The sequence below is a fragment of the Ruegeria sp. TM1040 genome (assembly GCF_000014065.1).
Taxonomy (GTDB): domain Bacteria; phylum Pseudomonadota; class Alphaproteobacteria; order Rhodobacterales; family Rhodobacteraceae; genus Epibacterium.
Map to the genome: position 1 here is coordinate 510,001 of NC_008043.1, position 22,599 is coordinate 532,599.

At 61.4% G+C, this 22,599-nt stretch carries 16 protein-coding genes, 1 tRNA gene, 2 rRNA genes and 1 pseudogene (1 of these 20 only partly in view); 16 read left to right on the forward strand and 4 right to left on the reverse strand.

What is annotated here, in order from left to right; genetic code table 11:
* The 3 genes from TM1040_RS02825 to TM1040_RS02835 form a co-directional block, all read left to right on the forward strand.
* Positions 1-1,186, forward strand: a 23S ribosomal RNA gene (locus tag TM1040_RS02825) (it extends 1,647 nt beyond the left edge of the window).
* 243 nt (positions 1,187-1,429) lie between these two features.
* Positions 1,430-1,544 (forward strand): 5S ribosomal RNA (gene rrf, locus TM1040_RS02830).
* Between the two features lie 51 nt (positions 1,545-1,595).
* A tRNA-Met gene (locus TM1040_RS02835) sits at positions 1,596-1,672 on the forward strand.
* An 84-nt stretch (positions 1,673-1,756) separates the two neighbouring features.
* On the opposite strand, the gene TM1040_RS02840 is transcribed toward TM1040_RS02835, so the two are convergent.
* The 4 genes and pseudogenes from TM1040_RS02840 to TM1040_RS02850 all read right to left on the reverse strand — a co-directional run bounded on the left by TM1040_RS02840 (position 1,757) and on the right by TM1040_RS02850 (position 4,279).
* The gene (locus TM1040_RS02840; protein WP_371261703.1) at positions 1,757-2,041 is read right to left on the reverse strand and encodes a response regulator; all 285 of its coding nucleotides are present in this window, start codon (positions 2,039-2,041) and stop codon (positions 1,757-1,759) included.
* Positions 2,021-2,283, reverse strand: a pseudogene (locus TM1040_RS20455) (IS3 family transposase); the annotation flags it as partial. The gene TM1040_RS02840 and the pseudogene TM1040_RS20455, both read right to left, overlap by 21 nt.
* A 90-nt stretch (positions 2,284-2,373) precedes the next feature.
* Positions 2,374-3,432: an ABC transporter ATP-binding protein gene (locus TM1040_RS02845; protein ID WP_011537096.1), complete on the reverse strand. Its 1,059-nt coding sequence runs from the start codon at positions 3,430-3,432 to the stop codon at positions 2,374-2,376.
* 55 nt (positions 3,433-3,487) lie between these two features.
* Positions 3,488-4,279 (reverse strand): IclR family transcriptional regulator, encoded by a 792-nt coding sequence (locus tag TM1040_RS02850; protein ID WP_011537097.1) that lies wholly within the window; start codon positions 4,277-4,279, stop codon positions 3,488-3,490.
* 140 nt (positions 4,280-4,419) lie between these two features.
* Here TM1040_RS02850 and TM1040_RS02855 point away from each other — a divergent pair, with 140 nt between their 5' ends.
* The 13 genes from TM1040_RS02855 (at position 4,420) to lysA (ending at position 22,558) form a co-directional block, all read left to right on the forward strand.
* Positions 4,420-5,673 (forward strand): ABC transporter substrate-binding protein, encoded by a 1,254-nt coding sequence (locus TM1040_RS02855; RefSeq protein WP_011537098.1) that lies wholly within the window; start codon positions 4,420-4,422, stop codon positions 5,671-5,673.
* A gap of 138 nt (positions 5,674-5,811) precedes the next feature.
* Entirely contained in the window at positions 5,812-6,735 is a 924-nt protein-coding gene (locus TM1040_RS02860; protein WP_044026470.1) for a carbohydrate ABC transporter permease, read from the forward strand.
* On the forward strand, positions 6,735-7,583 hold the full coding sequence (locus TM1040_RS02865; RefSeq protein WP_011537100.1) for a carbohydrate ABC transporter permease: 849 nt from the start codon (positions 6,735-6,737) through the stop codon (positions 7,581-7,583). The genes TM1040_RS02860 and TM1040_RS02865 overlap by 1 nt, the downstream gene beginning before the upstream one ends.
* Entirely contained in the window at positions 7,580-9,646 is a 2,067-nt protein-coding gene (locus tag TM1040_RS02870; RefSeq protein ID WP_011537101.1) for an alpha-galactosidase, read from the forward strand. The genes TM1040_RS02865 and TM1040_RS02870 overlap by 4 nt, the downstream gene beginning before the upstream one ends.
* Entirely contained in the window at positions 9,643-11,358 is a 1,716-nt protein-coding gene (locus tag TM1040_RS02875; protein WP_011537102.1) for an IlvD/Edd family dehydratase, read from the forward strand. The genes TM1040_RS02870 and TM1040_RS02875 overlap by 4 nt, the downstream gene beginning before the upstream one ends.
* 1 nt (position 11,359) lies before the next feature.
* A complete protein-coding gene (locus TM1040_RS02880; protein WP_011537103.1) occupies positions 11,360-12,130 on the forward strand; it encodes an SDR family NAD(P)-dependent oxidoreductase in 771 nt (256 codons plus the stop codon).
* Positions 12,127-13,041 carry a 2-dehydro-3-deoxygalactonokinase gene (locus TM1040_RS02885; protein WP_011537104.1) on the forward strand — a complete coding sequence of 305 codons (915 nt, stop codon included), beginning with the start codon at positions 12,127-12,129 and terminating at the stop codon, positions 13,039-13,041. Before TM1040_RS02880 ends, TM1040_RS02885 begins: the two co-directional genes overlap by 4 nt.
* An 8-nt stretch (positions 13,042-13,049) precedes the next feature.
* On the forward strand, positions 13,050-13,655 hold the full coding sequence (locus TM1040_RS02890) for a 2-dehydro-3-deoxy-6-phosphogalactonate aldolase (protein WP_011537105.1): 606 nt from the start codon (positions 13,050-13,052) through the stop codon (positions 13,653-13,655).
* Positions 13,652-14,497 carry an SMP-30/gluconolactonase/LRE family protein gene (locus tag TM1040_RS02895; RefSeq protein ID WP_011537106.1) on the forward strand — a complete coding sequence of 282 codons (846 nt, stop codon included), beginning with the start codon at positions 13,652-13,654 and terminating at the stop codon, positions 14,495-14,497. Before TM1040_RS02890 ends, TM1040_RS02895 begins: the two co-directional genes overlap by 4 nt.
* Positions 14,498-14,504: 7 nt before the next feature.
* Positions 14,505-16,412, forward strand: coding sequence for a beta-galactosidase (locus tag TM1040_RS02900; RefSeq protein ID WP_011537107.1), 1,908 nt, complete (start codon positions 14,505-14,507; stop codon positions 16,410-16,412).
* A gap of 153 nt (positions 16,413-16,565) precedes the next feature.
* Positions 16,566-17,798 (forward strand): metallophosphoesterase family protein, encoded by a 1,233-nt coding sequence (locus TM1040_RS02905; RefSeq protein WP_011537108.1) that lies wholly within the window; start codon positions 16,566-16,568, stop codon positions 17,796-17,798.
* Positions 17,798-21,232, forward strand: coding sequence for an ATP-binding protein (locus TM1040_RS02910; protein WP_011537109.1), 3,435 nt, complete (start codon positions 17,798-17,800; stop codon positions 21,230-21,232). Before TM1040_RS02905 ends, TM1040_RS02910 begins: the two co-directional genes overlap by 1 nt.
* Before the next feature lie 60 nt (positions 21,233-21,292).
* Positions 21,293-22,558: a diaminopimelate decarboxylase gene (gene lysA, locus TM1040_RS02915; RefSeq protein ID WP_011537110.1), complete on the forward strand. Its 1,266-nt coding sequence runs from the start codon at positions 21,293-21,295 to the stop codon at positions 22,556-22,558.
* Positions 22,559-22,599: the final 41 nt, after the last annotated feature.

The following is a 22,599-nucleotide window of genomic DNA, read 5'->3' on the forward strand; positions in this document are numbered from 1 at the left end:
CAAAATACCTCCGTAAGTTCGCGAGAAGGAGGCCCGGGTCCTACGCAAGTGGAATCCGGGGGCACAAACCAGGGGGTGGCGACTGTTTATTAAAAACACAGGGCTCTGCGAAGTCGCAAGACGACGTATAGGGTCTGACGCCTGCCCGGTGCCTGAAGGTTAAAAGGAGGGGTGAGAGCTCCGAATTGAAGCCCAGGTAAACGGCGGCCGTAACTATAACGGTCCTAAGGTAGCGAAATTCCTTGTCGGGTAAGTTCCGACCTGCACGAATGGCGTAACGACTTCCCCGCTGTCTCCAACATCGACTCAGCGAAATTGAATTGCCTGTCAAGATGCAGGCTTCCCGCGGTTAGACGGAAAGACCCCGTGCACCTTTACTACAGCTTCGCACTGGCATCAGGATTGTGATGTGCAGGATAGGTGGTAGGCATCGAAGCAGGAACGCTAGTTCCTGTGGAGCCATCCTTGAGATACCACCCTTCGCACTCTTGATGTCTAACCGCGGTCCCTTACCGGGATCCGGGACCCTGCGTGGCGGGTAGTTTGACTGGGGCGGTCGCCTCCTAAAGCGTAACGGAGGCGCGCGAAGGTGGGCTCAGAGCGGTCGGAAATCGCTCGTTGAGTGCAATGGCAAAAGCCTGCCTGACTGCGAGACTGACAAGTCGAGCAGAGACGAAAGTCGGCCATAGTGATCCGGTGGTCCCGAGTGGAAGGGCCATCGCTCAACGGATAAAAGGTACGCCGGGGATAACAGGCTGATACTGCCCAAGAGTCCATATCGACGGCAGTGTTTGGCACCTCGATGTCGGCTCATCTCATCCTGGGGCTGGAGCAGGTCCCAAGGGTACGGCTGTTCGCCGTTTAAAGAGGTACGTGAGCTGGGTTTAGAACGTCGTGAGACAGTTCGGTCCCTATCTGCCGTGGGTGTAGGATACTTGAGAGGAGTTGCCCCTAGTACGAGAGGACCGGGGTGAACGATCCACTGGTGGACCTGTTATCGTGCCAACGGTAGTGCAGGGTAGCTATGATCGGAAAGGATAACCGCTGAAGGCATCTAAGCGGGAAGCCCCCCTCAAAACAAGGTATCCCTGAGGGCCGTGGAAGACCACCACGTCAATAGGCCGGAGATGTAAGCGCAGCAATGCGTTCAGTTGACCGGTACTAATCGCCCGATTGGCTTGATCTGATCCAGTAAAAGACAGCCAAAAACCAAAAAGCAAAAACAAAACTTGGACAACTCGTTGACCCTCATAAAGGGGTCAACACGTTGATGATGAAAATCATCAACACGTTGATAAAACTGAAATGAAGCAGAACATACATGTTCTGTGACATAACTCAGGTGTGGCCACGCGATTTGCCTCCGGCATATCGCTTCCGGCCACCGTCTGAACTCGCTTCGCGAGTGCAGCTTTGGGTTCTTATTCGGTTTGGTGGCCAAAGCACAAGCGAAACACCCGGTCCCTTCCCGAACCCGGAAGTTAAGCGCTGTTGCGCCGATGGTACTGCATCTTAAGGTGTGGGAGAGTAGGGCACCGCCAAACCTAATAAGAACCCAAATAAATCCTCTCTAAACAAAAAAACAAAACAAACAACGCGGGATGGAGCAGCCAGGTAGCTCGTCAGGCTCATAACCTGAAGGTCGTAGGTTCAAATCCTACTCCCGCAACCAAATCAAATACATGATTACAACAAACTAAACCTCGCATCCGCGGGGAAAATCGCGTTCGAGAAAACGAAAAACAACGCACAAGGGTCACGAGAACTCGGAAACAAGTTGGTCCAGCATATCTCGTCCCAAGGGCTTCGACAGAAACCAGCCGACTGACGCAAATGACTCAGCCTTGCGTGCATCCGCGGGATTGCTTGACGTCGTCAAAAGAGCAACTTTGACTGGCGGTTGCGCCTGGCTCAACTTCTCATCGACAATCTCCAGGAACTCAAAGCCGTTCATTCGGGGCATGTTGATGTCCAGAAGAATAAGCTCCGGTAGCCTGTCACACCGCTCAAGCTCCTCAATCGCCGACTCGGACAGGATCAACGTGTCCAGTGCCAGTTCCGACACTTCGCGCCAAAGCCGGTCGTTGTCCTTCTGAAGACGCTTGAGTTCCTGCAATTGACCGGAGCCCGTCCTACCGTATTTCGTCTCTAGCGGAAGAACGTCTGTTCAGTCACACCAATCTGATGCATCTCATCCAGAAGTGGCATGCCTGGACCCGTCAGAAACGTAACCTGCCGTAACTTCGTGACAATCTTTACAGGCTTGGGGCGCTTAGAGCCCATCTGTGCTATGGGCCTTCGGTTTCTGGGGGCAGGTGCAAACGCGCGCAGCCCTGATGCGCGGCGCGCGTTTGATGCGGCGCGTGAGCAGCCCTAGCGCAACCGTTCTTCGGATTGCGCGTCAAACAGGAACACGTCGCGGTCTTCAAAGTCAAAGCCGACGGAGTCGCCTTCCTCTAGGCTGTCTTCTTCGCGGGTTTCCACGATGAGCTTGGCGCCCTCTGCGCAGATCAGGTGATCGTAAGAGACCCCTCCCAAGCGTTCGCGCAGATCCAACGTGGCAGGACCATCGGCGCTCAGTCGGATGTGTTGCGGACGCAGGCCCACGATGACCTTGGCCCCGTCTTGCGGCAACGCTACCGAAGTGGTGATCTCGCGTCCGCCAAAGGCTCTTACCACAACCTTGCCACCGCGAACCTCTCCCTCGACAAAATTCATGCTCGGAGAGCCGATGAACCCGGCGACAAAGCGATTGTCGGGATCGTTATACAACTCCATCGGCTTGCCGACCTGCTCGACGCGCCCGGCGCGCAGCACCACGATCTTGTCCGCAAGGGTCATGGCCTCGACCTGATCATGGGTAACATAGATCATCGTTGCGCCAATTTCCTTGTGCAGACGCGCGATCTCCACCCGCATGTCAACGCGCAGCTCTGCGTCAAGATTGGAGAGCGGCTCGTCAAACAGGAACACCTCGGGGCCCCGCACGATGGCGCGGCCGATGGCAACGCGCTGGCGCTGGCCACCAGAGAGCGCCTTGGGCTTGCGTTTGAGGTATTGATCGAGTTGCAGGATGCGCGAGGCCTCTGCGACCTTCTCCTTGATCTCCGCCTTGGGGTGGCCGGTCATCTTGAGGCCAAAGCCCATGTTTTCCTCAACCGTCATATGGGGATAGAGCGCGTAGGACTGGAATACCATTGCGACACCACGCTCGGCGGCATCCAGATCTGTCACATCGCGGCTGCCGATGTGGATCTTGCCCGCCGTGGTTTCCTCAAGCCCCGCCACCATGCGCAGCAAGGTGGATTTCCCGCAGCCCGAAGGCCCCACGAAGACGCAGAACTCGCCGTCCTCAATCTCGAGGTTCACATCAAAGATGGTCTGCACTTCGCCGTATTTCTTGACGGCATTTGTCAGCGTGACACCAGTCATGATTTCGTCCTTTTCAAAAAGCGCGGGAGCGATGGTGCCCGACGCCGGTCGTGGGTCAGGTGGGGAACTGCCAGCTTTCGGCAGCCTCAGCGATCTCATTTGCAGTCTTCAAAAGCAGCGGTTTCAGAGAGGTGAGACCCTCCAGAGATTGCCGCTCTGTTGATGAGGTGATCGACAAGGCCCCCATGACACGATCCTTTGATGACAGGATCGGGGCGGCGATGCAGATGATACCGGGTTCGTGTTCTTCGCGGTCAAAGGCGATGCCCTGCGCGCGAATGTCGTCAAGCTCTGCGCGAAAACCGGCTTCATTGGCCAGAGTATGCGCGGTGTGCTGGAAAAACGCCTGCCGCCGGATCGCGTCCTCGCGGGCGCTCTCGTCCAGATGCGCGATCATCGCTTTGCCGACCCCGGTGCAATAGCCGGGGCCGATCTTGCCAGCCTGACTGAACATCTCGATCGGGGTGCGGGCGTTGCGCTTGTCCACATAGAGCACCTGCCCCTGATCGAGCTGCGCCAGGTGGATGGTCTCACCAACCTCTGCAGACAGCGCATCCAGATGCGGACGGGCCACCGGCGCAAGCGAGCTCTGTCGCCAGGCCGCATGCGCGAGCCGGACCAACCGCAATCCGGGGGCGTAGGTCTGCTGTGCCTCGTCGAAACTGAGCATGCCCTGATTCGTCAGTGTCTGGACCAGCCGATAGAGCGTGGCCTTTGGATGCACCGACGCCGCGAGCAATTCGCCAAAGCGCACAGGCCGTCCGTATTCCGCGACCTGATCCAAAACTTCCAAGGCTTTTCCGACGGTTCCGTCATTGCTGCGCTGCGGCGCATTTGCCGTTGCCATTGCTGTCCTCCCTCACGTCTCCAAGCTCAAGAGCGAAGAGACTGTTGACATTCATAGCCAGACTCTTCCATGGTTTCAATAGTTGGAAACTGGTTCCATATAATGAAACCACTGGCCGACAGTCAATATGGGAGGATACCATGAACTTGCTGAAGGGAACGGCCGCAGGACTTGCGATGGCCGTCGGGCTGGCCGCATCTGCTCAGGCATCGGAGCTGACCGGAACGCTCAAGATTTTCTCGGATATGTCGAACCCGGCACCGCGCGCGGTGATGGAGAAGATGGCGTCCGATTTTGATGCACTGCATCCCAATCTGAAAGTCGAACTGACCGTCATCGACCGCGAAGCCTACAAGACCCAGATTCGCAACTTCCTGACCGCCAATGCGCCGGATGTTGCCAACTGGTACGCTGCCAACCGCATGCGCCCCTATGTGTCGGCCGGTCTCTTTGAGGATGTCTCTGACCTCTGGGCAGAGCCTGCGATTGCGGAAAACCTTGCGTCCACCAAGGGCGCGATGACGCTTGATGGCAAGCAGTGGGGCGTGCCCTATACCTACTATCAGTGGGGCGTCTACTACCGCGAGGACATCTACAACGAACTGGGTCTCGAAGAGCCAAGCGACTGGGCAACCTTCAAGTCCAACTGCCAGAAGATTCTCGACTCGGGCCGCAAGTGCTTCACCATTGGTTCCAAGTTCCTCTGGACCGCCGGCGGCTGGTTTGACTATCTGAACATGCGTACCAACGGCTACGACTTCCACATGGCGCTGACCAATGGGGACGTGGAATGGACCGATGACCGAGTGAAGCAAACCTTTGCCAATTGGCGCGAGCTGATCGACATGGGCGCCTTTATCGACAACCACCAGTCCTACAGCTGGCAGGAGGCGCTGCCCTTCATGGTGAATGGTGAAGCGGCGGCCTACCTCATGGGGAACTTTTCCGTGGCCCCGCTGCGCGAAGCGGGTCTGAGCGACGAGCAACTTGATTTCTACCAGTTCCCGGCGATCAACCCGGATGTCGAGCTGGCCGAAGATGCGCCGACCGATACGTTCCACATCCCGTCCGGGGCCCAGAACAAGGAAGCGGCGCGTGAGTTCCTGCGCTATGTGGTCTCTGCGGACGTGCAGACCGCGATCAATGCGGGCGACGCACTTGGGCAGCTGCCGGTCAATGCCTCTTCCTCGGTGGATGATGACGAGATGCTGAACCAGGGCTTCGAGATGCTCTCCTCCAACAGCCCCGGCGGTATCGCGCAGTTCTTTGATCGCGACGCCCCGGCCGAGATGGCCTCGGTGGCGATGGAAGGCTTCCAGGAGTTCATGGTGTTCCCCGACAATCTCGACGACATCCTGAACCGTCTCGAGAAGGCCCGTCAGCGGATCTACTAAGCGTGACAGTCGGGCGGGAGCATGCCTCCCGCCCGCATCCCCCTGCGGCCATGTGGGCCGCTTTGCCGATATATTTTTGATCGCCCACCCGATCCGCCTGACGGCGGGGCGCGGTGCCTGTATCCGGGAGAGACTCCTTTGGCTGACACTACGACCCCCCTCAGAGATGGCGCGCCGGGCTGGATACGGCGCAACCGTCAGTCGCTTGCACCTGCCCTGTTCTTGTTGCCTGGGGTGTTGTTCTTCCTGTTCTACGTGATCTTTCCGATCCTGCAGAGCTTCAACCTGTCGTTTTACCGTTGGGACGGCTTGGGCGAGCCGGTCTATGTCGGTGTAGAGAACTACGTCGAGCTGATGGACGACCGCGCCTTTGAGGTCTCCATGTGGAACAACCTCAAATGGCTGCTGCTCTACTTGCTTGCGATCCCTGCAGGGTTGGCGATCGCATTGTTTCTCAACCAGAACATTGTCGGCATCCGGCTCTATAAGTCTCTGTTTTTCTTCCCCTTTGTGATCAGTCAGGTGGTTGTCGGACTGGTGTTCAGCTGGTTCTATGACCCCACGTTTGGGCTCTTGAACCAGATCCTTGGCTTTTTTGGCTTTGGCACGCTCAACGTTCTGGGCGATCCGAGTCTTGTCACATACGGGATCATTTTTGCCGGGCTCTGGCCGCAGACGGCCTATTGCATGATCCTCTATCTCACCGGTCTCAATGCCGTGGATCCAGAACAAGTGGAAGCTGCGCGGCTTGATGGGGCCAAGGGGCTCAAGATGCTGTGGTATGTCATCATCCCGCAGCTGCGTCCTGCGACTTTTATTGCCTTTGTGGTCACAATCATCGGTGCGCTCCGGTCCTTTGATCTGATCTCGATCATGACCAACGGTGGTCCCTTTGGGTCGTCGCGGGTGCTGTCGTTTTACATGTTTGAAAAAGCGCTCTCGGAATATGGGTTTCGTATGGGCTATGGCGCCGCCATTGCCGTGGTCCTGTTCCTCATCATGCTGTCCTTCATCGCCTACTTCCTGTGGTCGATGTACCAAGAAGAGAAGGGGGGCCGCTGATGTTCCCGCGTCCGATCGAGAAATCCTCGCCCGCCTGGGCCGCCACCTATCAGGCCCTGGTGCCGATGGCGTTGGTTCTGTGGCTTTTGCCGCTGATCGCGGTGGCTGTGTTCTCCATCAAGCCGGATGTGGATTTCACCACCGGCAACTACTGGGGCTGGCCCTCTGCCTTCAAAGGGTTTGAGAACTACGGCAAGGTGTTCTTTGCCTCAGACATGCCGCGCTATCTTTTGAATTCGGTGCTGATCACGGTGCCGACGGTGATCGGTGCAGTGGCGCTCTCCTGCATGACGGGCTTTGCGCTTGGGGTGTATAAATTCCGGGGCAACCTCTTGTTGTTCTTCATGTTTGTTGCCGGAAACTTTGTTCCGTTCCAGATCCTGATGGTGCCGGTGCGGGACCTCACCCTGGATATGGGGCTCTACAATACCAAACTGGGCCTGGTGCTCTTTCATGTGGCGTTTCAGACCGGGTTCTGCACGCTCTTCATGCGCAACTTCATTCGGGCGCTCCCGTTCGAGCTGATCGAGGCTGCGCGGGTGGAGGGCGTCGCAGAATGGCGGATCTTCTGGTTTGTGGTGCTGCCGTTGATGAAGCCCGCCATTGCGGCGCTGGCGGTGCTGATCTTCACCTTTATCTGGAATGATTACTTCTGGGCGGTGGTCCTGACCCAAGGGGCCGAAAGCCAGCCGGTGACGGCGGGGATCACCTCTTTCAATGCGCAATATCGCGCGGCCTACCACCTGATGAGCGCAGGCTCCATCGTGGCGGCGCTGCCGCCGGTTGCGATGTTCTTCCTGATGCAGCGGCACTTTATCGCCGGGCTGACGCTTGGGGCCGTGAAATGAGCGACGGGCTGCAACTCTGGCGGATCGATGCGCCGGGTCAAACGCTGGTGCTGTCGTCCGATGGCGGTCTGCCCGGCGCGCTCTACTGGGGCCCTGCGCTGCAGCCGGAGACGGATCTGATCGCACTGGCGCGCGCCGTTGAACAAGAGGTGACAGGCGGGATGATCGACCGGCTGCCGCCCTTGTCGCTCTGCCCGGAGGCCGGGCTCTCCTTTGAGGGTCAGCCGGGGCTGGTTGCCTATCGTGACGGAGCGCCGCTTTATCCACGCTTTCGCCTCGAAGACACCAACGGCGCGCAGTTTACCTGCCGTGATCGCGCGCTAGGACTGACGCTGTTCTTTGACTTCGAGGTGCGGGGCGGGACGATTGCGGCCTCGACCACGCTGACCTCGGAGCAGGACATCATCCTGCACCATCTCGCTGCGCCCGTTCTGCCGGGTCCTCAGATGGGGCAGGAGATTGTCGATGTCTGTGGCCGCTGGATCGGTGAATTCCAACTGCAACGCACCCCATGGCGCGCGGGCATTCACAAGCGCGAGGCCCGTACCGGGCGTTCGGGGCACGAGCACCCGCCCTTGGCCTATTTTCCCGAGGCGGGCGCGACCAACACCCACGGCACCGTTTTTGCCATGCATTACGGCTGGTCCGGCGGGCATGTGATGCTGGCCGAAGAGCTGCCCTCTGGGCGGCGCCAGATCCAGTGGGGCCATGCCACGGGCACGCAAGGCGCAGGGACAAAGTTCCGCAGCGCGCCCCTCTACCTGGCGGTGTCGCAAGCAGGGTTCAACGGTTGTGCAGTGGCCTTTCAGCGTCTGCTCAGCGATCATGTGGTTGTCTGGCCCAAGCCCGAAACTCCGCGTCCGGTGCATTACAACTGCTGGGAAGCGGTCTATTTCGATCATGACTTCACTGTCCTGAGCGACATTGCCGAGCGCGCCGCGGCCCTGGGTGCAGAACGGTTTGTGCTTGATGATGGCTGGTTTGGCAGACGCGATGATGACACCACCTCCCTTGGGGATTGGCAGATCGACCGGCGCAAATGGCCCGAGGGGCTAGGCCCGCTCATTGATCACGTCGAACGCCTAGGGATGACATTTGGTCTCTGGGTCGAGCCGGAAATGGTGAACCTCGACAGTGATCTGGCGCGGGCACATCCCGACTGGGTCTTGGGGCCTGTGGATCAGATCGAAGGCCGCCAGCAGCGGGTGTTGGACCTGTCGCGCGAAGACGTGCGAGAGCATCTTTTTCAAGTGCTGTCCGCGCTCTTGAGCGAGAACCGCATCGACTACCTGAAATGGGACCACAACCGCCTGTTGCCGATTGCGGATGCGGCCCAGACGGAGGGTATCTATGCCCTGTTGCGGGACCTTCGCAGCGCGTTCCCTAAGGTCGAAATCGAGAGCTGCGCCTCCGGCGGCGGGCGGATCGACGCGGGTATCCTGAGCCTCACGCAGCGGGTTTGGCTCTCGGACAGCAATGACGCGCTGGAGCGGATGCGCATTCAGCATGATGCGGCGCTCCTGTTGCCACTATCCGTGACGGGCTCTCACGTAGGGCCGCGCACCTGCCATACCTCCGGGCGAACCATCGATATCCACATGCGCGCCTGGGTCGCCGCCCAGCGGCACATGGGGTTTGAGATGGATCCGCGCGAGCTGACCCCGACAGAGATCGAGGCGCTGACGCGAGTCACAACCTGGTGGAAAAACAATCGCAACTGGCGCATGCAGGCGGATATCTTGCGGTTGGATGCGCCTGATCAAAGCGTGATCGCAGAGCAGCAGATGGCCGCGGATGCCAGCCGCTTTGTGGTGTTTGCGGGCAAGGCACGGAGCGTGCATCAGATCCTGCCGCGCCCCTTGCGCCTGACAGAACTTGACCCCAAAGCCCAATACCGGATCGATCTCGTCAACCGCGAGGCGTTGCACCACCTGTCGCGCGGGCGCACCGCGCTCAAGGACGGGCCGCTTACGCTCAGCGGTGAGATTCTGATGCAGCAGGGGCTGACTCTGCCCTGGCAATTTCCTGAAACGATCTGGGTGATCGAAGGAGAAAAACTATGACCAAAGACCGTCGCAGCCGTGCATGGTATGGCAAACTCGACAAGGACGGCTTTATTCACCGCTCCTGGATGAAAAACCAAGGGTTTCCGGATCACGCCTTTGACGGCCGCCCCATTGTGGGCATCTGCAACACCTGGTCCGAACTCACGCCTTGCAATTCTGGCCTGCGCGATCTGGCGGAAGGAGTGAAGCGCGGCGTCTGGGAAGCCGGGGGCTTTCCGGTGGAATTTCCGGTGATGTCGCTGGGCGAGACCCAGATGAAACCTACGGCGATGCTGTTTCGCAATCTCCTTGCCATGGACGTCGAGGAGTCAATCCGCGCCTATGGAATTGACGGTGTTGTGCTCTTGGGGGGCTGTGACAAGACCACGCCCGGCCAGCTGATGGGTGCGGCGTCGGTGGATCTGCCGGCGATCGTGGTGTCGTCTGGGCCCATGCTCAACGGGAAGTATCGCGGTGAGGACATCGGCTCCGGCACCGATGTTTGGAAATTCTCCGAAGCTGTGCGCGCGGGCGAGATGACGCTCAAGGACTTTATGAACGCCGAGTCCGGCATGAGCCGCTCCAAGGGCGTCTGCATGACCATGGGCACCGCCTCCACCATGGCCTCCCTCGTCGAGGCGATGGGGATGTCACTGCCGACAAATGCCGCGCTCCCGGCTGTTGACGCGCGGCGGATGGCGCTGGCGCATCTCACCGGCAAGCGCATCGTCGAGATGATCGACGAGGATCTGAAACCTTCTGATGTCTTGACCAAAGAAGCCTTCGAGAACGCAATCCTCGCCAATGCCGCCGTGGGGGGGTCCACCAATGCGGTGGTGCATCTTCTGGCGCTTGCGGGCCGGGTCGGGGTTGACCTCGACCTGCGCGATTTCGAGATCGGATCGGAAATCCCGCTTTTGGTCAACTGCATGCCCTCGGGCAAATACCTGATGGAGGACTTCTGCTACGCGGGTGGCATGCCCGTGGTGCTGAAGGCACTCCATGAGAAGGCACATTTGCGCTCCACGAAAACCGTTTTGGGTGGCGACATCACCGCCTATGCCGAGGGCGCCGAATGTTTCAACGACGATGTGATCCGCAGCTTTGAGGCACCGGTGAAACCTGCTGCAGGCCTGCGCGTTCTGCGCGGCAACCTTGCGCCCAACGGTGCGATCATCAAACCTTCGGCGGCTTCGGATCACCTCCTCGAACACGAAGGCGAGGCCTATGTGTTCGAGAGCATCGAGGACATGAAAGCCAATATCGACCGCGAGGATCTTCCGGTGACACCCGACACCATCCTTGTGCTCAAGGGCTGCGGGCCAAAAGGCTATCCGGGCATGCCAGAGGTCGGCAATATGCCGATCCCGCGCAAGCTTGTGACCCAAGGGGTAAAGGACATGATCCGTGTCTCGGATGCGCGCATGTCGGGCACCGCTTTTGGCACCGTGATCCTGCATGTCTCGCCCGAGGCACAGGCGGGTGGTCCGCTGGCGCTGGTGCAGACCGGCGATCGCATTCGGGTGTCGGCCGCCGGAGGCGTGCTGGAGCTGATGATTTCCGCCGAGGAAATGGAACGCCGCAGCAAAGCATGGGAGCCGGATGCCCCCCATTACACGCGGGGATATGCGAAACTTTATGTGGATCACGTCCTGCAGGCCGACAAGGGCGCGGATCTCGACTTCCTGGTGGGCAAGGACACCCGCCCCGTCACAAGGGAGAGCCACTGACATGGACCTGAACGCAACCTTTCACGACCTTGAAGGCGCTTCCGTTTTTATCACCGGAGGCGGTTCGGGCATCGGCGCATCGCTCACCGAGGGCTTCTTGCGGCAGGGGGCCAAAGTGGCCTTTGTCGGGCGCTCTGATGCCAGCGCTTTTGTCGACAGGATGGCGGAAGAGACGGGCTCGCGGCCCCTCTTCATTCAATGCGACATCACTGACATTGTGGCGCTCAAAGCCGCGATTTCACAGGCGGCAGAGGCCCATGGACCTATCAAGGTGCTGGTGAACAACGCCGCCAACGATCAGCGCCACGCCACGCTCGAGGTGGATGAGGAATTCTGGGACTGGTCGCAGTCGATCAACCTCAAGGCCTATTTCTTTGCCTGCCAAGCGGTGTTGCCTGGGATGCAGGCGCTTGGTGGCGGTGCGATCGTGAATTTCACCTCCATCAGCTACATGATGGGCAACAGCGGCTATCCGGCCTACACCACCGCAAACTCGGGCATCAATGGCATGACCCGCAGCCTCGCGCGCGAATTCGGCCCGGACCGCATCCGGGTCAACGCGCTGGCGCCGGGCTGGGTGCTCACGGACAAGCAGCTTGACAAATGGGCCACGCCCGAGGCCCTCGCCGCCCATCTTGAGCGCCAGTGCCTGAAGGATCATCTCGCGCCACAAGACATCGTGGAGTCGACACTTTTTCTGGCCTCCAACGCCAGCCGGATGATCTCCGGTCAAGCCTTGGTGGTGGATGGTGGCGTCGTGGTGTCGGGATGACCGCGCCTGAGCAGACCTCGGTTGACTGGGTGGCGGCGGATTGGGGCACCTCCCATCTGCGCCTCTGGCCCATGGGCACTGATGGCGTGCCGCTAGAGCGGATCGATTCTGATCAGGGCATGTCGCGGCTGACTGCGGATGACTACGAGCAGGTGCTGCTGGATCTTCTTGCGCCCTACCTGGCTCCTGAAACCGCGCTGGATGTGATCTGTTGTGGCATGGTTGGCTCGCGTCAGGGCTGGCGCGAGGCGCCTTACGCCGCAAGCCCCTGCGCGCCGCCGTCCTTTGATACCGCGACGGCGGTGCAAACCGACGATCCCCGGCTGCGCGTGCATGTGCTTTCGGGGGTGAAACAGCTTGCACCCGCGGATGTGATGCGCGGAGAAGAGACGCAGATCGCCGGCGTGCTGGTGGCCGACCCCGGCTTTGACGGGGTGGTCTGTCTACCCGGCACCCACACCAAATGGGTTTCGCTCAAGGACGGGGCGATCACCGGCTTTTCCACCTTTCTCTCGGGCGAATTGTTTCAGCTCATCAGCGCGCAATCCGTCCTGCGCCACACGCTTGCGGGCGCGGGCTGGGATCAGGCGGCATTCGAAACTGGCTGCCAACAGGGGGCCGCACGCCCCGAGTTCCTGGCAAATGCGCTCTTCGGGCTGCGCGCCGGTGCCTTGCTCGAAGGGCTTGATCCGGTTGCGGCGCGCGCGCGTGCATCTGGCTATCTCCTCGGTATGGAGGTCGAAGCCATGCGCGAGGACTGGCAAGGCCGCCCGGTGGCCATGGTGGGCGAGAACGAGATCGCCCAAGCCTATGCCACCGCCCTCAGACTGCAGGGCGCGTCGGTGGAAATCCTCGACGCCCAGGACATCACACTGGCTGGCCTCTGCGCCGCCCGTGCGCAAATGAAGTGAGAACCAACATGAGTCGTAACATCATCGCCATCCTGCGCGGCCTGACCCCAGAGGAGGCGCTGCCTGTCACCGACGCGCTGATCTGCGCCGGCATCACCCGCATCGAGGTGCCGCTGAATTCGCCGGACCCCTATGCCAGCATCGCCGCCATGGTGGCCTATGCCGCCGACCGGGCCATGATCGGGGCGGGCACCGTGCTCGACCAAGGCGCCGTCAGCAACCTGCATCAGATCGGCGCGCAGATGGTCGTTTCTCCCGACTGCAACCCAGAGGTCATCAAGGCCACCAAGGCACTGGGCATGCACTCTTTTCCCGGTGTCTTTACCCCGACAGAAGCCTTTGCGGCGCTCCGGGCCGGGGCCGATGGGCTCAAGTTCTTTCCAGCCTTCAAACTCGGCACTGACGGGTTCAAGGCGCTCAAAGCGGTTTTGCCGCCCGAGGTTGCCACCTATGCGGTTGGCGGTGTGGGTCCGGAGAATTTCGCGCAGTGGCAGGCGGCTGGCATCACAGGGTTTGGCATTGGCTCCAATCTCTACAAGCCGGGGATGCATGTGGATGAGATCGCCGCCAATGCCGAGGCGATAGTGCGCGCCTATGACGAGGTCTTTGCATGACCGCGACGGTGTTTTGTGCCGAGACCTGCACCTTGGGCGAGGGGCCGTTGTGGCACCCTGAGCGCGCGCAGCTTTTCTGGTTCGACATTCTCGGCAAGCGCATGCTGGCGCGCGAGGGCGATGACACACGGATCTGGCAGTTTGATGAATGTGTCTCGGCCGCCGGCTGGATTGATCGCGACACGCTCCTGATGGCGAGCGAGACGGGCCTCTGGCGCTTTGATCTCGGCACGGCAGAGCGTCGCCTCATGTGCGCGCTGGAGGCCGACCAGCCCGAGACCCGCTCCAACGACGGGCGCGCGGACCCCTGGGGGGGCTTTTGGATCGGAACCATGGGGTTTGAGGCGCAAAAAGGCGCGGGCGCCATCTATCGCTATTGGCGTGGGGAGCTGCGCAAACTCGTCAGCGATGTGACGATCTCCAACGCGATCTGTTTTGCGCCGGACCGGGCCTGCGCCTATTATACCGACACCGATCTGGGTCGGATCATGCGCCAGCCGCTTGCGCCCGAGGATGGCTGGCCTCTGGGAGCACCAGAGGTGTTTCTGGATCTCAGCGCTGAACCCTACGGCGTCGATGGCGCGGTGGTCGACCGTGACGGCAACCTCTGGAATGCGCAATGGGGAGCGGGGCGCGTGGCGTGCTACAGCCCCACGGGCGCGCTCTTGCAGACGGTGGAGGTGCCAACGCCACAGGCCTCCTGTCCGGCCTTTGGCGGTGCGGATCTCTCGACGCTCTTTATCACCACTGCCGCCGAGGGCGTGGACACCCCACCCGCCGGTCAGACCTTTACCGCGCCAACAAACGCGGTTGGGCAGCGCGAACATCAAGTCATCTTGTGAGACACTCATGAAACGAACCCTTGGCACCTGCTATTACCCCGAGCACTGGCCAGAAGAGATCTGGGCCGAAGACGCCGCGCGTATGAAAGCTGCGGGCCTGACGTGGATCCGGATTGGGGAATTTTCGTGGTCGAAACTCGAACCCACTCCCGGCGATCTGCACTGGGACTGGCTCGACCGCGCGATCGAGACATTGGGGGCGCAAGGCTTGCGGGTGGTGCTCGGCACCCCCACAGCGACCCCGCCGCGCTGGATGGCCGAGCGTCACCCGGACATGTTTGCTGTCACCGCCGAGGGCCAGCCACGCGGCTTTGGCTCCCGGCGGCACTATTGCTTTAGCCACAAGGGTTATTTTGCCGAGAGCCAGCGCATCACCCGCCTGATGGCAGAGCGCTATGGTGCCAACCCGCATGTGGCCGCGTGGCAGACCGACAATGAATATGGCTGCCATGATACCGTGATCAGCTATTCCGACGCGGCTCAAACCGCTTTTCGGGCGTGGCTGGCAGAGCAGTTCGACGGCGAGATCGGCGCGCTCAACGCGGCCTGGGGCAATATGTTCTGGTCCATGGAGTATCGCAGCTTTGACGAAATCGGCCTGCCCAACCTCACCGTGACGGAGCCGAACCCGGCGCATGTGCTGGCGTTCAGACGCTTCAGCTCCGATCAGGTGGTGGCTTTCAACCGCGCGCAGGTCGAGATCATCAAGGCCCATTCAACCGCGCCGATTTCTCATAACTACATGGGGCGGATCACCGATTTCGACCACTTCAAACTAGGTGAGGATCTCGAGATCGCGACCTGGGACAGCTACCCGCTGGGCTTTCTGGAAGACCGCGTGGGGGCCTCACCCGAGGAACAGCGCGCTTATGCCCGGCAGGGGGATCCGGATTTTCAGGCCCTTCATCACGATCTCTATCGCGCGGTTGGGCGCGGGCGCTGGTGGGTCATGGAACAGCAGCCGGGGCCAGTGAACTGGGCGCCCTACAACCCGGCACCCCTGCCGGGCATGGTGCGGCTCTGGACCTGGGAGGCCTTTGCCCATGGCGCCGAGGCTGTGTGTTATTTCCGCTGGCGGCAGGCGCCTTTTGCGCAGGAACAGATGCACGCAGGCCTCTTGCGTCCCGACAGCCAGGACGCCCCCGCCATGCAAGAAGCGATGGATGTTGCGGCAGAGCTTGGCGCGGCAGCCGATGTGCAGCCCGCGCAGGCACCGGTGGCGATCCTTTTTGATTACGATGCCGATTGGGCGTGGTCGACGCAGCCGCATGGTGCAGGGCTGAGCTATTTCCAGCTGATCCTCGAACACTACAAGGCGCTTCGGCGCGCTGGTCAGACCATCGACATCCTGCCCCCGGAGACCCGCGATTTCACGGGGTACAAGATGATCCTTGCGCCCGGGATGATGCATCTGCCAGAGCCCCTCAAAGAAGCGCTCGCAAGAAGTGAGGCCGAGGTGCTCTATGGTCCGCGCAGCGGTGCGCGTGACGGTCATTTCTCCATCCCGACCAGCCCACTGCCACCTGCATTGCCGGGGCTGGACGTGACCGTGGCACGGGTGGAGAGTCTGCGCCCGGATATGCCCATCGCCCTTAAGGGCGGTGGTGCAGTGCGCGGCTATCTTGAGGAGCTTGAAGGCACTGCAGAAGTGGTCTTTGAAACCTCCGAGGGCGCGGCGGTCGCGCTCCGGGCCGGGCGACAGACTTATTGTGGCGGCTGGCTCGATGCAGAGGGGCTTGATCGGTTGATTGCCACCGTTGCGCAGGCGGCGGGTCTGGAGTTGCGCCAGATGCCGGAAGGGGTGCGCACCCGCCGCACGGCAACCGAGGTCTTCTGGTTCAACCACAGCGCAGAGCCTGTCGAAACCGAAGTTGGCCTCTTGCCTCCGGCGGGGGTGAAACGGATCGCGCTTTAGCGCGCCCTGTCGTCATCCGGGGCGCCACCCGTTGAAAGTGTCGCGAATGTATCGGGGGGGGGGCAACGCGCGCCGCGGCTTCCGTCTGACTGACATTATCCGCTTGCGTCGCGCGGCTGGCCTTGGTTCAGTCGCGCGGAGTGAGGGGATAGTTTGATCAAGATACTGCACACCGCCGACGTTCACCTGGATTCTCCCCTGCGTTCGCTCGCCCTGCGCAATGCGGGCCTGCGCGAGACCGTTGCCGCCGCCTCGCGCGCGGCCTTCAGTCAGATGATCGACCGCGCCCTCTCGGAAGAGGTCGCCGCTATCTTGATTTCCGGCGATCTTTTTGACGGCAGGGAACGCACCGCCAGAACCGGTGCCTTTCTTCTGGCCGAACTCGACCGGCTCGCCGAGGCTGGTATCCAGGTCTATTACATCAAAGGGAACCACGACGCGGAGAACCCGATCACCGGGACGCTGGATTTGCCTCAGCATGTGCATGTTTTTGATGCCCGTGGCGGCAAACACCAGCTGTCCGAGGACGTCTGGATCCACGGGGTAAGCTTTGCCGAAAGTCATGCGCCAGAGAGCTTGCTCCCGCGGTTCAAGGCGCCTGTGGCGGGGGCGGTGAACATTGCCATGTTGCACAGCTCGTTGGCCGGGGCGGCGGGGCATGATGTCTATGCGCCTTGCAGCGTCTCGGACCTGGCCGCGATGGGCTTTGATTACTGGGCGCTTGGGCATATCCACAAGCGTCAGATCCACGCCGAAGCGCCTTGGGTCGTGATGCCCGGTATCCCGCAGGGGCGCGATATTGGTGAGGCAGGCCCCAAATCCGCAACTCTCCTCACGATCGAGCAGGGGCAGATCGCGCTCTCGGAGGTGCCGACCTCCGTGGTGGAATTTGTGGAAACCGAGCTGGACGTGACGGGGGCCGCCAACGATGAGGCACTGCGCGCGACACTCAAGGCTCACCTCTCTGTGCTCAGTGCTGCGCTTGTGGCCCCGACCGGCGTGGTTCGCCTCACGCTCAAGGGCGCACCAGCGCGGCACTGGCAGATCCTGCGCGACCGCGATGTCTGGACAGAACAGGTGCATGTGCTCGCGCAGACCTGCGGGGATCTCTGGATCGACAAGCTGATCTTTGATCTTGCCCCGGAGGCGGCACAAGACACCTCCGGCGCGTCTGACGAACTGGCCGCAACCATGGCGACGATTTGTGGCGAGCCAGGATTTCAGGAACACGCCCGCCAGTATGTCGAAACCGTTCTTCAGGACCTGCCAGCCACGTTGCGCGAACGCCTGATCGCGGATGAAGCGGCTAGAGACGCATTGGTCGCGCGTCTGACCCAAGCCGGGGCAGATCGCGTGCTGGCGCAGATGAAGGGGGCCGAAAGCTGATGCGCCTCAAACGTCTGTCACTGGATCGGTTTGGCCATTTCACCGATCAACAGTTCGATTTTGGCTCTGCCCACGATGGGCATGACTTTCATATCATCTACGGGCGCAACGAAGCCGGTAAGACCACCACGATGGAAGCCGTCCTGCGGCTGTTTTACGGCTTTCCAACGCGCGAGGCCTACGCGTTTCGCCATCCGCGCAACAATCTACAGATCTCTGCGACGCTCGATTTCAATGGTGAGCTGCGCCAGTTCACCCGCCTGCCCACGCGCAGTGGCGCGCTGGTGGATGAGAGCGGCACCCCACTGCCGGAGGCTGCGCTTTCGGCGCATCTCGCCGGGCTTTCGGAACCGGATTACCGCCGTCTTCTGTGTCTGGATGACGAGACGATTGAACGCGGCGGCGAAGAGATCGCCAATGCTCAGGGCGATATTGGCCGGCTGCTGTTCTCGGCCGCGGCGGGGGTTGCGGATCTGAGCCAGGTGCTTGATGGCGTGCGCAGCCGGGCCGATGAGATTTGGAAGAAACGCGCCCGCAACACGCGGATGCGCGAGCTGAAACGCGCGCTTGAGGAGCTCGACAAGGAGATCAAGGCCCGCGATGTCTCTGCAAACGCGTGGAAATCCCTCAAGCGGGATCTCACCAAGGCGCAACAGGCTGAAGAAGACGCGCGGACGCGTCGCGATGATCTCAATACAACCCGGGCCCGGACCGAGGCCGAACGGCGCGCCGTGCCGCTTCTTGCAGAACTTCAGGAGTTGGAACAGGCGCTTGCGCCCTTTGCGGATTTTCCCGCACAGCTGGATTTCAACCCCGAGCGGCTCGTCGAGTTGCGCAGCGATTTAGGCAGCGCCACGCAGAACATCGCGCGCCTCAGCGACGAACTTCAGACCCTTGAGGAGGAGCAAGCGGCGCTTGTATTGGATCCCGCACTTGAGGCGCTTCCTGCGGCACTCGAGGCGCTTGAGGATCTGAGTGCCCGCCACCGCACCGCTGCGCTTGATCTGGATCGGCGCAAGGCCGAGCAGCAGGAGGCGCTCGAGACAATGCGGCAGGCCGCCCGCGACCTTGGTCTCGTCGCAGAGAACGCCGACCTTGCGGCCTTGGTTCTTTCCGGCGCTGATATCACCGCGCTTCAGGACGCAAGAGAGCAACTTCGCGCGGCCATCACCCACGAAGGTCTAGAAGCGCGCGAGGTCGAGGATCTCGAGGAGCGCCTGCGCGTAGCGCAGGATGCTGTGCACGATTGTGCGCCGCTCGCTGCAGAGGCCGGGCAGTTGCAAGAGCTGCTCTTGAATTTTGATGCAGAGCGGCTGGCGACGGCCCATGCAGCGGCAGCGGAGGCGATCACAGCCGCCCAATCCCGGGCCGCCCGCAGCCTGGCAGCGCTGTCTGTGCGCCACGTGACTTTTGATACCCTGCCGCATTGCCCGAGCAGCTTGCGTCAGGCGCAGGAGCACGCGGATCGTGACGCAGCGCTGGTTCAGGACCTGCGCCGGGCGACTGAGACGCGCAATCAGCATAAGGAGGACGCCAGCGCCCGCGCCGCGCAGGCAAAGGCCCTTGAACGCGCTGCAAATGTGGTCTCCGACAGTGAGGCCGAGGCCTTGCGCACCAAACGCGACGCACTCTGGGCCGTGCATGTAGACAGTTTGGATGCCGAGAGCGCCGCCACGTTCCACGAAGCGCTGAGCCGCCACGACACCGCTGCTGACGCGCGACTGACCCAATCGCGAGAACTGGCGCAGCTGCGAGAGATTGCGCAATCAGAGGCTGCGTCGAAGGCCCGCGCCGCAGAGGCCGCCACCCGGATCACTGCGCTAGAAGAACAGCGCGATGCCATTGCGGCAGAGGTCAACGCCGCTGCCACCCAGCTTGGCCTTGCGCCGCTTTCCCCGGCAGAGTGGCGCGATTGGGTTGAGCGTCATGAAACCGCGCGCGCGGATGCCGAGGCGCTTCGGGACACCAAGGACAGCCATTCGGCCACCTTTGCGCGGGCGCAGGCGTTGATGGACGCCCTTGCAGAACGTGTACCGTCTCTTCCGGCTGATCTTGATCCGGCCCTTGCACAGGCGCGCCGGATGGCAGAGGCGGCGCGCCAGACCTCCGAGGCGCGCGGCGCCGCAGAAAAGCTCTTGCGGCAGGTGGAGCGCGACCTGAATCGGCGACAGGATCGCCACAACGCCGCACAAGAGGCCAAGAAAAAGGCCGAGGACACATGGCGGGCCTTGGTGCAGGAACTTCTGGCAGGGCAGGTCTCGCCAGAGTCGCTTATGGCCTCTTTGGAGCCACTGCGGGTGCTACGCGAGCATGACAAGACCCGCAGCGCCGCCGCACGTCGGGTCCGGATGATGGAGGCGGATCAGGCGCTTTTTGCTCAAGAGGTCAACGCCTTGGCACAGCTGCACGGGGTCGGGGTCAGTTCGGACCCGGGCCAGACCTATGGCGACCTCAAATCCCTGGCCGAGACGGCCCGCATCGCGCGCGACAAGGCCGCGCGTCTGGAGCGTGCAATTGCAACGGCCACGGCAGAACGTGCGGACAACACCGCGCGGGTTGAGGCCATAGATCAGGAGCTCCGGGCGATCGCTGCGAGCTTTCCCGAGCCCCCACCTGCACAGGACATCGACACGTTGCGCCAATGCGCCGCGCAGGCCCAGAAGGTCATTGCCGACCGCGCGGCCCGCGACCGCCTGCGCCGTCAGATCCTCTCCGAGCTCGACCTGTCGGATCTGGAGTCGGCGCGCGCGCAGCTTGCCGAGACCTCGGTTGCCACGCTCAACGCGCGCCTGGAAAGCACCCTCTCCGATCTGACCCACGCCGAAGACGACCTCACGCAGGCGATCCAACAGCGGGTCAACGCAGAACATGCGCTGGCAGAGATCAACGGCGACCGCACGGCAGCGGCGCTGGTCGAGCAAAAAGCAACGCTGGAACTGCAGCTCGAAGAGGCCGCGCTCGAACATCTGGAGCTGTCTTTGGGGCATCACCTGGCCTCAGACGCAATCAAGCGCTACCGCGACAGCCACCGCAGCGGCATGCTGACCGCCACGGAACAGTGTTTTGCCGATCTGACGCAGGGCGCCTATCCCGCCCTCAGCACACAGATCTACGGCGACAGCGAGGTCCTTTTGGCGGTCGACAGAACCGGTGCCAGCAAACGGGCCGACGAGATGTCCAAAGGCACCCGGTTCCAGCTCTATCTGGCGCTCCGGGCCGCAGCGCATGAACAACTGGTGGCGCAGGGCACCATATTGCCGTTCTTCTGCGATGACATCTTTGAGACCTTTGACGAGACCCGAACCAGTGCGGCCTGTCAGGTGATGGAAGCCATCGGCACGCGAGGACAGGCGATCTATCTCACCCATCATCGCCATGTGGTTGAAATCGCCCAAAGCGTCTGTGCCACCCCGCCAATCATTCACGAGCTCTGATTGTACCAGAGCGCGCGGAATCATTTGCCGACAGGGCGGGTTTTGTTCTAGACGCGGGCCATGGATCATTTTCTCTATCGCGATGGCGCTTTGTACGCCGAAGATGTCCCCGTAGCCGAGATTGCCGCTACGGTGGGCACGCCGTTCTACGTCTACTCCACCGCGACGCTCCTGCGCCATTTCCGTCTCTTTGACGAGGCGCTTGAGGGCACCGACCATCTGGTTTGTTACGCGATGAAGGCCGCCTCCAATCAGGCGATCCTAAAGACACTCGCGGCGGCGGGCGCAGGCATGGATGTGGTGAGCGAAGGCGAATACCGCCGCGCCAAGGCCGCAGGCGTGCCGGGCGACAAGATCGTGTTTTCCGGTGTCGGCAAGACCGCCGAAGAGATCCGCACCGCGCTCACCGGGGGCATTCGCCAGTTCAACGTCGAATCCGAGCCCGAGATGGACGTGATCAATGCCGTTGCGCTCGAGCTTGGTGTCACCGCGCCGATCACCGTGCGGGTGAACCCGGATGTGGATGCAAAGACCCACGCCAAGATCGCGACCGGTAAATCCGAGAACAAATTCGGCATCCCCATCGCCAAGGCGCGCGCGGTCTATGCCCATGCCGCCAGCCTGCCGGGCCTTGAGGTGATCGGGATCGATGTTCACATCGGCTCGCAACTCACGGATCTTGAGCCCTTCCGCCTTGCCTATCAAAAGGTTGCGGAGCTGACACAGGCTCTGCGCGCGGACGGTCACGATATTCGCCGCCTTGATCTTGGGGGCGGTCTGGGCATCCCCTATACCCGCTCCAATGAGGCCCCGCCGCTGCCGGTGGAATATGGCCAGATGATCAAGGAAGAGCTCGGTCATCTGGGCTGCGAAATCGAGATCGAACCGGGCCGTCTGGTGGCGGGCAATGCGGGGCTGATGGTCTCTAAGGTGATCTACATCAAAGAGGGCGAAGGCCGCGATTTCCTGATCCTCGACGGGGCCATGAACGACCTCATCCGCCCAGCGATGTATGAGGCCCATCACGACATCATCCCCGTGGTGGAACCGACCCCCGGTCTCGAACCGCAACCCTATGACATCGTGGGCCCGGTCTGCGAAAGCGGCGACACCTTTGCCAAACAACGCCTGATGCCGCCGCTTGCTGCGGGGGATCTGGTGGCGTTTCGCAGTGCCGGGGCTTATGGCGCGGTGATGTCCAGCGAATACAACTCGCGCCCCCTCATCCCCGAGGTGCTGGTCCACGGCGATCAATTTGCAGTCATCCGGCAGCGTCCGACCTTTGACGAGATGATAAATCGCGATACCATCCCAGAGTGGCTGTAACGCTCTGGGCTGCGCGCCCTGCCTGATCCGACGGGATCATC